The organism is Neisseriaceae bacterium CLB008, assembly GCA_041228285.1.
Classification (GTDB): Bacteria; Pseudomonadota; Gammaproteobacteria; order Burkholderiales; family Neisseriaceae; genus JAGNPU01.
In genome coordinates this window covers 1367874-1381733 of sequence record CP166133.1, presented here as the reverse complement: position 1 = coordinate 1381733, position 13860 = coordinate 1367874, and the positions used below count along the sequence as shown (strand labels likewise).

13 protein-coding genes are annotated in these 13860 nt (G+C 41.9%); 10 read left to right on the top strand and 3 right to left on the bottom strand.

Annotation, left to right across the window (positions count from 1 at the left end; translation table 11 throughout):
• The first annotated feature begins 8 nt into the window (after positions 1 to 8).
• The 9 genes from pseH (at position 9) to AB8Q18_06315 (ending at position 10885) form a co-directional block, all read left to right on the top strand.
• Positions 9 to 512 carry a UDP-4-amino-4,6-dideoxy-N-acetyl-beta-L-altrosamine N-acetyltransferase gene (gene pseH / locus AB8Q18_06355; GenBank protein ID XDZ52679.1) on the top strand — a complete coding sequence of 168 codons (504 nt, stop codon included), beginning with the start codon at positions 9 to 11 and terminating at the stop codon, positions 510 to 512.
• Positions 509 to 1567, top strand: a complete 1059-nt coding sequence (gene pseI / locus AB8Q18_06350) for a pseudaminic acid synthase (protein ID XDZ52678.1) — start codon at positions 509 to 511, stop codon at positions 1565 to 1567. Before pseH ends, pseI begins: the two co-directional genes overlap by 4 nt.
• A gap of 3 nt (positions 1568 to 1570) precedes the next feature.
• A complete protein-coding gene (locus tag AB8Q18_06345) occupies positions 1571 to 2788 on the top strand; it encodes an oligosaccharide flippase family protein (protein XDZ52677.1) in 1218 nt (405 codons plus the stop codon).
• A gap of 37 nt (positions 2789 to 2825) precedes the next feature.
• Complete coding sequence (locus AB8Q18_06340) at positions 2826 to 3800, top strand: glycosyltransferase family 52 (protein ID XDZ52676.1); 975 nt, start codon at positions 2826 to 2828, stop codon at positions 3798 to 3800.
• 1165 nt (positions 3801 to 4965) lie between these two features.
• A complete protein-coding gene (locus tag AB8Q18_06335; protein XDZ52675.1) occupies positions 4966 to 5817 on the top strand; it encodes a beta-1,6-N-acetylglucosaminyltransferase in 852 nt (283 codons plus the stop codon).
• Between the two features lie 3 nt (positions 5818 to 5820).
• Positions 5821 to 6642, top strand: coding sequence for a glycosyltransferase (locus tag AB8Q18_06330; GenBank protein ID XDZ52674.1), 822 nt, complete (start codon positions 5821 to 5823; stop codon positions 6640 to 6642).
• A 398-nt stretch (positions 6643 to 7040) separates the two neighbouring features.
• Positions 7041 to 8411: a magnesium transporter gene (gene mgtE, locus AB8Q18_06325; GenBank protein XDZ52673.1), complete on the top strand. Its 1371-nt coding sequence runs from the start codon at positions 7041 to 7043 to the stop codon at positions 8409 to 8411.
• A gap of 303 nt (positions 8412 to 8714) precedes the next feature.
• Positions 8715 to 10079 (top strand): magnesium transporter, encoded by a 1365-nt coding sequence (gene mgtE / locus AB8Q18_06320; GenBank protein XDZ52672.1) that lies wholly within the window; start codon positions 8715 to 8717, stop codon positions 10077 to 10079.
• 89 nt (positions 10080 to 10168) lie between these two features.
• Positions 10169 to 10885, top strand: a complete 717-nt coding sequence (locus tag AB8Q18_06315; GenBank protein ID XDZ52671.1) for an MgtC/SapB family protein — start codon at positions 10169 to 10171, stop codon at positions 10883 to 10885.
• 41 nt (positions 10886 to 10926) lie between these two features.
• On the opposite strand, the gene eco is transcribed toward AB8Q18_06315, so the two are convergent.
• Positions 10927 to 11406, bottom strand: a complete 480-nt coding sequence (gene eco, locus AB8Q18_06310; GenBank protein ID XDZ52670.1) for a serine protease inhibitor ecotin — start codon at positions 11404 to 11406, stop codon at positions 10927 to 10929.
• Positions 11407 to 11558: 152 nt separating this feature from the next.
• Between eco and AB8Q18_06305 the strand changes: the two genes are divergently transcribed.
• Positions 11559 to 12383, top strand: a complete 825-nt coding sequence (locus AB8Q18_06305; GenBank protein XDZ52669.1) for a Wzz/FepE/Etk N-terminal domain-containing protein — start codon at positions 11559 to 11561, stop codon at positions 12381 to 12383.
• A gap of 235 nt (positions 12384 to 12618) precedes the next feature.
• Here AB8Q18_06305 and AB8Q18_06300 read toward each other — a convergent pair whose 3' ends face one another.
• On the bottom strand, positions 12619 to 13041 hold the full coding sequence (locus AB8Q18_06300; GenBank protein XDZ52668.1) for a transposase: 423 nt from the start codon (positions 13039 to 13041) through the stop codon (positions 12619 to 12621).
• Positions 13042 to 13407: 366 nt separating this feature from the next.
• Positions 13408 to 13686, bottom strand: coding sequence for a transposase (locus AB8Q18_06295; GenBank protein XDZ52667.1), 279 nt, complete (start codon positions 13684 to 13686; stop codon positions 13408 to 13410).
• Positions 13687 to 13860: the final 174 nt, after the last annotated feature.

The following is a 13860-nucleotide window of genomic DNA, read 5'->3' as shown; positions in this document are numbered from 1 at the left end:
GGATATTTATGGTTGTTTCAGAGAATATTAGAACCGTTCAAAAAGATGATTTGCCCTTAATGTTAAGTTGGCGCAATCACGAAGCAACTCGTCAATGGATGTTTCAACCAGAACCAATTCCTATGGAGAAACACCTAGACTGGTTTAATAACATTAATCCCAGCCATCATTTTTTACTTATATATGAACAAAATAACCAACCCATAGGCCATTTAAACTTTAAAAAAATAGGCGCCAATGTCTATGATTGGGGATTTTATACTGCTCCCGATGCCCCTAGCGGCAGCGGCACATTATTATGCCATCAAGGCTTAAAATATGCCGCCCAGACTTTAAACGCACACAAAGTATGCGGTCAAGTATTGGCCCATAACATGGCCTCTAGACGTATCCATGAGAAACTAGGATTCCAATTAGAAGGTATTTTACATCAACATCATTTACAGAATCAGGCATATCTGGATGTCTACTTGTTCGGGATGCTTCTTCCTATAAATAAAGGCTTGCTATGACACACCCTTCCATTCAAATTTCTAATCGTTCAATCGGCATGAATTATGCTCCATATATAATTGCAGAGCTATCCGCCAATCATAATGGGAACATTGACACTGCCTTACGGTTGATTGAAGAAGCAAAAAAAGCTGGCGCTGATGCTATTAAGCTACAGACATATACTGCCGACACCATTACACTAAACGCCCAAACTGATGACTTTAAAATCCAGGGCGGTCTATGGAATGGTCGAACACTATATGAACTATATGAGGAAGCCCACACACCATGGGACTGGCATCCTATTTTATTTGATCATGCACGAAAACTTGGCATTACCATGTTTAGTTCCCCGTTTGATACAAGTGCCGTGGATTTTCTTGAAAGCCTTAATGCACCGGCTTATAAAATTGCTTCTTTTGAGGCCATTGACCTACCCTTAATCCAATACGTTGCTGCAACGAAAAAACCAATGATTATCTCTACTGGTATGGCTGACCGTGAGGAAATTTCGGAGGCTATTGATGCGGCACTGTCTGCAGGTTGTACTCAACTGGCAGTATTACACTGCGTCAGCGGTTATCCAGCCCCTGCTGAGGACTATAATTTACGTACGATTCCTGACATTATCAATAGTTTCGGCCTAGTTACAGGCCTATCTGATCATACTCTAGACAACACAACCGCCGTTACCAGCGTTGCTCTAGGTGCCAGTATTATTGAAAAACACTTTACTTTGAACCGAAATGGTGGCGGTCCTGACGACAGCTTCTCTCTAGAGCCAAGCGAATTGACAGCATTATGTGTTCAAAGTAAAACTGCCTGGTCGGCTTTGGGAAAAATCAATTACGGTCGAAAATCCAGTGAACAAGGAAATGTCCAGTTTCGACGCTCCTTATACTTTGTAAAGAATATGAAAGCTGGTGATGTAATCGACGCATCCTGCATCCGAAGCGTTCGTCCTGGTTATGGTTTAGCACCAAAAAATCAAACAGCATTAATAGGAAAGACTATCAAACAAGATATCCTAGCGAACACCCCAACATCTTGGGACAGCATCATTATTGACTAAACCATGAATATATTGCGTGACAGTGTTATTTACGTTGGCGGTGAAGTATTATCCAAACTACTCCCGTTTCTTCTCTTACCCTACTTGACTAGACAGCTTGGTCCAGAAGGGTTCGGGATGCTTTCTTATCTACAAGCATGGATCGCTGTTGCCGTCATTATCTTAAGCATAAGCCAAGATGGTGCCATTACTAGGTACTATTATTTTTATGGTAAACGGTCTCTGAGTATTGTCGTCCAAAGCGGCGTTTTATACACGCTAACCTTAGCGTGTCTCGTATCCTTGTTTGCCTTGGCTACTAAAAGCCAGTTAATTTTATATATTGGCTTAGCAGCGACGGCACAATCCTTACTAAACGCACAGTTATCAATTTGGCAATGCCAAAAAAAACCCTTAATATACACAGCACTACAGTTTACACACAGCATTTTTGCCGTCTCATTTACGCTTATTTTATTTTATTTTATCGAGGCTAGCGCCACACTACGAATTTTAGCCATGTTTCTGGGTGCGGCGGCCGCAAGCAGTATTGCATTCTATTACTACTTAAAATTTCAACCATACCGTGCTTGGCCAAGCTATCGCCAGCTGATATTAGGCCTATCCTATCTCATTGGCTTTGGATCACCATTATTGTTACATCACCTAAGTTTTTTTATCAAAGGTCAATTTGATAAAATGTTTATTTATGAGTTTTTTGATGCAGCCATACTTGGTATTTACTCCGCTGGTTTTCAACTGGCATCGATTGTGTCCGTACTGTTAATGGCCATTAATAAAGCTATCGTGCCCTATTATTATGAGGCTCTAAAAAAATCTCGTTTAACAAAGGCCACTATTCTAACTTATAGCCTTTTAACCCTTATACTGACACCCATACCCAGTATTATTGCTTACCTGTTACCAGAATCTTTATACGCCTGGATTTTAGGGTCCTCATTTACACAAGCCAAATGGTTTACTATATGGTTCCTACTCGGTATATCAATCAATATTAGCTATTTAATTTTAGTTAATTATTTATTTTATCATGGTAAAAACACAGTCATCTCAATTTGCAACCTTTTATCAACAGGCTGCTATTTTGTTATATTGATCCTATTATCTAGCATTGGCATTCAATGGGTCCCATTAGCTTTAGCCATCTCCAATATCGTCTTGGTCGCTCTGCTATTCAGCTATATAAAATACTATAAACCAGTAGCCAAGTTGATTAAATAACTCTTTAATTACCGCTTTACTTAATGATAGGTATTCTATGCGCCAACCAAACATAACTACAAAAAAAAATTTAATTATATGCATGACCCCTTTACAGGTTCTGCTGGCAGTACGCATTATTGAGCAAAGACCTCAAGAGACTTTCGTGGCCATTATGATTACCTATTTTAATAATGAAAAATATCGCTATTATTTTGAAAAATTAAAATCCCTTTGTGTTACTGCACATTTCTTCCCGATTCTTGCCACTAAACCATTGCCTCGAGTGCTTGCTTTGTACCAACTCAAATGTTTAGTCAACACTTACAACAAACAGACGTTCAATAGCTGCTTTATTGCCAGCATCGACAATACTTTCGCCCAACTTGTTGCGTCCCAAGCTAACTACCACTTTTTAGAAACCTTTGATGATGGTACCGCCAACTTAAACTATCAAGGCACATACTACCAGAATCAACAACCTAATCTAATTAGCCGTATTATAAAACATACTTTAGGTATCAAACTTAATACTCAAGTTATTCGAAAACTAAGTCAGCGGCATCATACGATTTATCGTAACCAAAAAAATATTACAAATAATATTAATGTATTACTGTTAGCCCCCGAGATAGAAAACAAAAAAAATGACTTTACCATGCCAAAAAAAACCATTAATATTTTTTTAGGCCAGCCAATTATAGATTTAGGTTTAAGCCCCTCTCAGATAATTACTCTTTGTACCCAATATAAAATCGATTATTACTTTCCCCACCCTAGAGAGAAAAACACTATCGACGGATTAACGTACATTAATACGCCTCTAATTTTTGAAGATTACATTCTAACTTTACTAACGCAAAAGCCGGAGTCAGAAGTAGTCCTCTATCATTTTATTAGTACCGCTGCTTTAAATGTTATAGCATTACCTCAAGTCAAAGCTTTTAGTCTATACTCACCAACACTATATCGTCGGTTCTCAGGTATATATTTATTATTCCAAAAAAATGGAATGACACTGTTGGAAGTTTAATTTTTATAAAACCTACTAGCCTTAGCTGTCTTAAAAAAGCAGATTATATATTCTCATGATAATTAACATACAACATATTTATAAATTAATCATTGCCTTACAACTACTCTTCTTCTTTTTTAAAATTAAGACTGGCAATAATGATTTTTTAATGCCTTATTTTGGCTTAACGATCGTATCGCTTATGATTCTATTAAGCCAAAATCTTATTCGCCCTAAATATTTTTATTGCGTAACTACATTTATAATCCTATTTCTAGTCCTCTCCTATTTTGGTCAAACTTACCCTGATTACTTTTCAATGTACGGGCTTCTATACGCATTATCTGCATTTATCATGGCTTATATTCTTTATTTATGCCAAAATATTTATCGCTTTAGTCTCATTATTTTTGGCGTGTATTCGCTCTTTCTAATCTATCAATTTTTTTCTATCGGATTCGCTGATGATGAATTATACAATTTCGTATTATTCAACTCTAGTCGTAACTTTCTAAGCGTCATAGCCATTTTACTCTCAATCTTCATAGGTTCAGTTAGTATCAAGGAAGGCCGTAAACAACCTTTATTTATATATTTAATCTCTTTTATTTTTTGTGTATTGCTATATGGTCGATCAGGAATTATTGTCTCCGGTGCCATATTAATTTTCTTTTACTTATACCATCGTAAAGTTGTAACTAAATATTTAGTTATTTTCTTAGGGATAACATGTGTCGCCTATTTTTTAGATGATATTATTTACTTTTTAACTAATTTCTCTAACTTCCAAAGAGGCGTTACGTCAGACCGGAAAAAATTTATACTAGAATACATAACCAATATTGATACTTATGGAATTTTATTTGGCGCTAATATTTATGAATGCTGTCAATCAATTGTTAAAGTAGACATGAATCCTCACAACTCTTTTATTATGGGCCATGCTCGGTATGGTCTAGCACATACTATTTTTTGCCTTTATATGATATATAAAACATTAAAAACAAAAAATATAGCCATTATTTTCTTAATGGCTATACTAATACTACGCTACACAACTGATGCCATTGGTCTTTTTTCAATTTATGATTTTATTATTTATTATCTGTTATTTATTAGTTTCAACCACCAAGAAAACAAGAACCGGAAACTAACTACTTATAATATATAGAAAATAATCAACATGACCATCCAAAACAAAACAGCCATACTTGTTCTAACACATAAACCGATGCCATATCTTAAGCTCCTAGCCCAAACGAACAAACATATTAATTTCTATATTCATATAGATAAAAAAATTAATTCAAATCATATAGTGGGTGATTTTAATGATCTAGATAATGTAATTTTTATTAAAGATAGAATAATAATACATTGGGCTGGCTTTAGTATGATCCAAGCAACTTTAAACTTGATAAAGGTTGCATTACTTAACAAGGAAAATCAATTTTTTCACTTGATAAGTGCTGATGATGTTCTATTACAGAAGATAGAAGACATGAACAATGCATGGCAGCATAACAATCCAGAAGCCATCTATTTAGATAGTAAAATATCTTTACCTCATCGGTATAGATTACGATTTAATGCCCCTCATGCAGATACGATCTATCAGCGACATCCCATTGGAAAAAGCTTAACCTTAGCTTTCAAGTTGATGGATAAAATAATACCTGCTGGACCTAGCATACCTAATCTCTTTGGTAGCCAATGGTTTTCAATTAGAAGGTCTCAATTACATACACTAATTGATAGTATTACCAAAAAAGATTATGCTTTTTTTTCTAAAAAATTGTGTCCTGATGAGCATTTTTTTCAATATATTATCGCCCGAACCCCAGAGTTATATTGTAATTTAGCCACAGGGAACCAACGCTATATTATTTTCGATCCATCTTATAATCGTGGTTCAAATCCTATTTTCCTATCTCTTGATCAGTTAAAAAAAGCCCAGGATCAGGGAGCATGGTTCGCCCGTAAAGTCGATGCTACATTAGCCAAAGAAGCATTAAGCCTAATTTATAAAGAATAAACTATGACCCCATTTAGTGTTTTGTTGTCTATATATCATAAAGAACAGGCCTCCTTTCTGCATGAAGCAATGTCTAGTATATGGACAAAGCAATTATTACAGCCAACCGAAATTATTTTAGTACAGGATGGGCCTTTAACCCCAGAATTGAATGAAGCCATTGCCGAATGGCAACATATAATAGGCTCCTCTTTCATTACAATTCAACTTCCAGAAAATGTGGGTTTAGGAAAAGCATTGAATCAAGGCTTAAAGCATTGTCAATATGAATTAGTCGCTCGGATGGATACAGATGACATATGCCTACCTACTCGTTTTCACGAACAGGTAACTTATCTACATGTACACCCTGAAGTAGCCGTATTAGGCACATCTATTCAGGAGTTTGATAAAGATCCATCTAAGCTAATTTCATTAAAATCTGTCCCCACTCGACAAGCCGACATCGTAGAGTATGCAAAGAAACGATCACCATTTAACCATCCTTCAGTTATGTATCGTAAGTCAGTTATCGAAGCATTAGGAGGATATCAGCATCACTTATTTATGGAAGATTATAATCTATGGTTACGTATAATTGCTGCAGGCTATCAAGTTGCAAATTTAGAAGAAGTTCTATTACACATGCGTGCTGGCCAAGCTATGCTTAGTAGGCGTCGTGGGTGGGTTTATGTCAAAAGTGAATGGAAAATGGTGCAACTTAAAAAACAAATTGGCTTCCAAGGCTATACTAGAAGCATTCCGGTTTTTTTCTTACGAGCTTTACCAAGACTATTACCAAGCTCTTGGCTTACCATCATTTACAGGAAGTTGCGCCAAACTTAAATATGATTTCCTGTAACTCAGAGATCAGTTACGCGCTCATAATTTGAACACGTACCCTTAGGATCTTAATCTTACGTAAATAGCCCATGCTTCCTAAAAAAACCAAACAATTCCCCTCTAAGCTTGCCACCATAGAATAAGTGGTCTATCATCGCCCCCCATCAGGCCTGAGTAAACGGTTGATTACACGCCCTCATTCAGGCCTTGATGCTGAGCAACCAAGGCAATTGAGCCATGATGTCTGCCCCCACCCCTTAATCATTCGGAGTATTCCTTAAATGGACGCGGATCCCTGTAGATCTTACTTTTTTAAATCGGTCGATTTAACCGTCTCCTAACCTAAACACGTTTAGGTTTGGCGGCTGTTGATGGTTGCCCCAAACCTAGGATGTTTAGTCATGAAACACATCAAGCTATCCCTATTCTTGCAAAAATTTTTGCATACCTCTGACACCTTAATCATTACCGAGCTATTGAATACGGCCCATGACGCCGACTTGGCCGATGCACTCGTCGTCTTCAACCATACCGACGTGGTGCGCATCTTATTAGCCATGCCTTTAGCGCGACGCGTGATGATTTTTCAGCATTTTGATCAACACATGCAAACGGCTGTCGCCCTCGTCATGCAGCCAGATGTATTGGCCCAGCTGATTTCTGCTATGGCCCATGATGAGCGAGCTGATTTGTTTAATCAACTGCCCGAAGCCTTCCGCCAACACATTGCCCCTCACATTGCCGCAGACCAGGTTCAAGACATCACCCACCTGGCCTCTTATCCAGAAGGAACGGCCGGTGCCCACATGACTTCAGACTTTCTCTATGTACGCGCCGACATCACAGCTAAGGAAGCCATTAATCTTGCGCGCCGCTACGGCCACAATAAAGAAACCATTTACTACATTTACGTTATTGATGCTGATAAAAAGCTATTAGGCGTGCTGTCGTTACGCGATTTATTACTCACTGATGAACACAACCTCATTCGTGACATCATGCGCACCAATGTGATCAGCAGCCACGCCAATGACAAGCAAGCCAATGTCGTGCATAAAATTGCCCGTTATGGCCTACTCTCTTTGCCCATCATTGACGATCAGGCACGCCTGATTGGCATCATCACCGCTGATGATGCCATGGATCTACAGTCAGTACAGAGTGCCCAGATCTTATACAAAACAGGGGGCATAGGGGCAGCATCGATAGAGATGCCTCAAAGCATGCTCACCAACATCAAACAGGCCAGCATCTGGACCCTTTACCGCATGCGCGTGGTTTGGTTAGTGGTTTTAGTCTTTGGCAATGTGTTTTCTGGTGCCGGCATTGCCCATTTTGAAGACGTCATTTCATCCTATGTGGTTTTAGTCTTTTTTCTGCCGCTATTGATTGACTCTGGCGGCAACGCTGGTTCTCAAGCGGCAACCTTAATGGTGCGTGGTCTGGCAACGGGCGAGGTGATTCTAAAGGACTGGCAAAAAATGGTCACCAAAGAAGTATTGGTGGCCGCTGCGCTGGGTTTGAGCATGGCCCTGGCGGTTTCCTTAGTGGGTTGGGTGCGTGGTGGCCCAGAAATTGCACTCGTCGTCGCCTTGTCTATGGTGCTGATTGTCATGGTAGGCAGCGTGATTGGCCTATCTTTACCGTTTATTCTGGCCAAACTTCATTTTGATCCTGCCACGGCCAGCGCCCCCTTAATTACCTCCATCGCTGACGCGGTTGGGGTGCTCATTTACTTCAGCATCGCCACCCGTGTTTTAAACATAGCATAAAGGTATACCCATAATTTGATTAAAAATTAGCAGCAATAGTGGTGGAATGTGTCGTTATTTTGCCGGCAAAGCCCACTCCATAAAATATTTCATTGCCATATAAATCAACCTTAATTAGAATGGCACCTTCTTTTAAAACCTATTTAGCATGAAGCCGATTAATCATGCTGCATTTGGAGCAAAGCCCATGGATCTCCCCCCGAGTCCACTTTTTGACCTTCAGGCCAACGTATAAGTCAGGCATCCACGTCATCCGTTTCGTGGTATTTGGCTTATACGAGCCGATTACCACGGATGACCACAATGAAACACATCAAAACCTCGCTATTGGTACAAAAATTTTTGCATACCAATGACCTAGAGCTCATTAAAGACTTACTAGACGAATCACACAGCGCTGATGTAGCAGATGCACTGCTAATCTACAACGACACCGACATTATTCGTGTTCTGATGGCCATCCCTTTGGCTAGCCGTGCTGAGCTTTTTAGCCATTTTTCGGCCTCCATCCAGCTCAAACTAGCCCTCGCTATGAAGCCAACGGATTTAGGCGACTTACTGGCGGGCATGCCTCACGATGATCGAGCCGATCTATACTCAAACCTGCCCAGCGCACTAAAACAGCTGATCAACGTGCAAATCAACCCTTCTGAAGTAGACGACATGCAGCATCTTGCCTCTTACCCGGAGGACAGCGCAGCGGCACATATGACTACTGATTTTCTCTATTTGCGTGGCGACATCACCGCCCAAGAAGCCATCCGTTTGACCCGTCAATACGGTAACACTAAGGAAACCATTTACTATATTTATGTGGTTGATGCGGGTAAACGGCTTTTAGGCGTGATGTCTTTGCGCGACCTTTTATTGGCTGACGAGCATAAGCTGGTTCAGGACATCATGCGCCAAAATGTGGTTAGCATCAAAGCGATGGCCCCACCATTAGAAGCCGCCCAAACCATTGCCCATTATGATTTATTATCTCTGCCCGTCATTGATGATAAAAGTGTGATGTTGGGCATCATCACCGCTGACGATGCGATGGACATTCAGGCACAAAGCAGTAAAGAAACCCTTTATAAAACGGGTGGCCTAAACATCAGCCATGGTGCCAATCATTTACACATGGTAAATGTCAAAACCGCCAGTATTTGGACGCTTTACCGCATGCGCGTGATCTGGCTGGTGGTTTTGGTGTTTGGCAATGTGTTTTCGGGCGCAGGCATTGCCCACTTTGAGGACACCATTATGTCTTATGTGGTCTTAGTCTTTTTCTTGCCTTTATTGATTGATTCTGGCGGTAACGCTGGCTCACAGGCCGCCACGCTCATGGTTCGCGGTTTGGCCACGGGTGAAGTGATTCTGAAAGACTGGGGCAAAATGATCAGTAAAGAAATTTTGGTCGCCCTTACCCTAGGCCTCAGCATGGCGCTGGCGGTGGCTTTAGTCGGCTTTGCGCGCGGCGGCATGGAGATTGCTTTAGTTGTAGCTCTATCCATGGTGTGCATCGTCATTGTCGGCAGCTTGATCGGGCTGTCACTACCGTTTATTTTATCTAAACTCAAGTTCGATCCGGCCACCGCCAGCGCACCACTCATTACGTCCATTGCCGACATTGTCGGCGTGCTGATTTACTTCAGCATCGCAACCCAAGTGCTTGGCCTGTAAAAATAATAAACACATACGTATGAAGCATGACGGCGGCCAGATCACTTCTGGCCGCTATGCTGTACCGTTTGACCGTAGAAAGATGTTGTATGAAAACTATTTACACTTTTGATTTACTCAGTTTCGCAGATACTTTAATCAGCCTTTTAACCGCCTTCATCATGGGTACGGCCATTGGTTTGGAGCGCCAGTTTCGGCAACGTACTGCCGGCCTACGCACTAATGTCTTGGTTGCGCTAGGCGCTGCAATTTTCGTGGACATGGCGTTTAAAATTGCCGGCGCAGAAGGCGCTGCGCGCGTGGTGGCTTACGTTGTTTCTGGCGTTGGTTTCTTAGGCGCAGGCGTCATCATGCGCGAAGAAGGCCATGTACGCGGCATCAATACAGCGGCAACTCTATGGGGCTCTGCTGCCATAGGGGCCTGTGCAGGCGCAGGCATGATCATTGAGGCCTTTATGGGCACGTTATTTGTCTTAGCCGCCAACACGCTGTTGCGCCCTGCGGTTAACTACATTAACCGCCAGCCAATTGATTCTCAATCGGTTGAATTCACCCACGTCATTCACATCAGTGCTTTGATTGAAAAGCGCCAAGAGGCGATTAAGGCCTTAAAAAATATTCTTTCCATTGAAAAACTGCCGCTTTCTGAATTAGACATCACCAACATCAATGCCACCACCATCGACATTGAGGCCATGCTCATGGCCACCTCAGTATTGGATAGAGATTTAGATCGTGCCGTCAAAAAACTCTGTGCCTCGCCCCATATTCAATCCGCCTTTCACGCCACCAGCACCACCGAATAGGCATAAAAAAAGCCCGCTCATAGCGGGCTTTAATCCGAACCTTATTTGGCGCCAGTAGTCGTATACTGATCTGGCGCACTCCAAACACGGTATTGAACCTCAACACCTTCAGGAGCGTATACCACAACAGGTAGTTTACTGTTGTAGCGGATCATCGTATTGGCGTTGGGAATGGCCACGAATTGATCGGTTTTCTCTTGGCCAGGACAAGCCATCATGGTTGAAGCAACCGCCCCAACATTGCCCACAACATAGTAATCGTAGCCCCAGCCTTCCGCCGTTTTGGTGGTTAACTCACCGCCCATCATGTGCTTATTGCAGTCAACCTTTAAGGTTTTGCCAAACTGAAGCTCTAGCTTCACGTTATCTTCATTGGCCTTTTGAGGCAGCTGAATCACGTGCTGAACTTCGCCTTTTTGCGCTTTGGGATAAGGCTTCAATATATCTTTCGCAGGCGTTGCGGCTAAGGCTAAGCTGCTGCTAAAGGCTAAGGTTAAGGCTAAAGTGGTCATTTTATGCATTGATTTTCCTTTTTGTGTCCTGCACATGAATACAGGATAGGCCATGAAACGAATAAAAAGTTCCAGTTAACATATTCTCATTCTTTTTAAATGAAATAAAGATCTATTTAATGATAAACTACGACCAGTGATAATTGCTTAAGGCTTAACGAATGACCACCCCCACCCATTCCACGACACCACACGATGATGAAATCGATTTATTTGAATTATTCGCCGTGCTTTGGCGCAAAAAAATCTTCATTGTGACCGTTACTTTGATCTGCATGATTTTAGGTTTTGTCTACACCAAAACAGCCACGCCTGTTTGGCACAGTGAAGCGAAAGTCATCCCCGCCAAAGTAAAAGACCTTGGCCTATACGCCAAAATATTATCTGTTGAAAAATACTATAACTTTGTAGTGGCCATGGATGGCACCAAACAGCGCCTAGACAAAGAAATCAACGTTGATAACTGGTTAGACAATAACTTAAAAACCTATTTGAACCTCATGTCTACCAGCACCAACGCCAGCGTGAAGGCCGAGAATGTCAAAGCCGGCAAAGGCAAAGGGGAAGACGTGGTGTCGTTTGAGCAAGACATCAGTAAAGCATTTTACGTGGTCAAGCACACTGGCAGCAGCGCCGAAGAAGCCCAGGCCAAGCTAAAGGAATCGTTAGCAGCGTTCAATGCACAATACTTAAACCGCCTGCTGCAAAATAAAGTAGACACGCTGATTGATGAACGTGGCCTATTAACCAAAGAAAGCATTCAGTACAACAGCAACCTCAACGCACTATCCTATTTAGGTGACACCGAAGCACAAAACATCAAGGGTACTATTTACGCCTACTTAGAGGAGCCCACCCTAGAGCAATCTAAAGACAAACCTAAAGGGCTGATCATATTGATCCTCAGCATGCTGGTTGGTGGCTTCATCGCCTGCTCGATCGTGCTGCTGCAAAATGCACTTAAAAAACGTCAACACCTAGGCTAAGCCAATACAACAAAAAAGCCCTGATGCAACATCATCAGGAAAACCCTTTCTTAATGGGCTTTATATGGCTATAATTGTTCCGCAATTATAGTCATAATTGTATTAATTTTCCCATTAGAATCAATAATGATGTGTAATGACCCAGCCATTTCTGCACAACTTAAGCTGCTAAAGCATACACTTCAGCAGGGGTTTTCATCTTTAAAGCCTGGTGCGGCCGCTCATGGTTATAGAGTTAAAACCAGCGGCCCAAGGCTAGCCTGGCAGCACTGAGTGATGCAAAGTTATGCAACCACAAGCATTGCTCTTTAACCGTTCGAATGAGCCGTTCAACCATACCATTTTGCTGTGGTGTATGAGGCCGTATAAACTCTTGGGTCAGGCCATATTGATAGGCCATTGTGGTGTACAACCTAGAAGTAAACACCAAGCCGTTGTCGCTCCGAAGAGTCAAGCCTGTAGTGGCCTGGCCTAATGTGCCATAACGATTTAATAAAGCCTCTTCCAAAGCCGCCACGGCTGATTTTGCATTGCCGTTTTTGCTTAAACTCCAACCCAGTAACTCCCTAGTATGGCAATCCATTACCAAGGTCAATGGCTGCCCAACGATCCTGATCACCACACCAAACTCTGGCAATGTCTGTTGACCAGCGTTCATTAGGGGTGAATGCCTCAGATACGCTACTGGGCACCCTCGGTCTAAAGCCTATTTATCGCTGCCGACACTGCCAATGTTTTAGCTTCATGATCCGCTGTACCGTATTCTTATTTTCACCTAATAAGAAGGCAACAGTACGATAGCCGGCATAAGGCAATGCCTCAATGCTCTGCTTGATTCTCGCAGCCAGCTACTGATTGATTTTAGGCTTTCTCATGACTGTTTCGTAGCAGAAGCTACGTCTAGTCAAGCCAAGCCAGACCACAGACAGGCTTGTGAGACCGTCACTTTAAAGCCTTCAGAGGCCATCTCGTCGATAGATGTTTGGATTGATTTTCGGTTTGGGGTTTGGCCAAGATGGCTCAGTCACTTTTTTAAGAATCGAATCTGTAGCATTGCTTCGCCGTAGGCAGCATGCATTTTATCCAGCTTCTTCTCATACATCTCTGTAATGTCTTTGGGATTGGCTTTAAGGGCGTTCTCCATGCCTTGCATGGCATCATCGACCCAACGCTCTACTTCTGCAGGGGTAAGGTCGTGGGTACGTGCCGCCTCGGCAATGTTGGTCTTGCCCTTGATGATTTCTTTGACGAGTTCAGCTTTACGCTTGGCGGTCCAACGCTGAATTTCTGGTTCGTTGCTCATAATGACTCCTGAATAATTAAATACACAATATCATGTGCAGCTATTCTCTGGGTCATTACAGGCACCCAACGACCCTTTACACGGTCAATGGCCCATATTGCGCCCAAGCCGCCACCAGCCGCCTCAAACACCCCCCGTCGTTAAAACCCCGATCACATCCATTAACCACCCCGT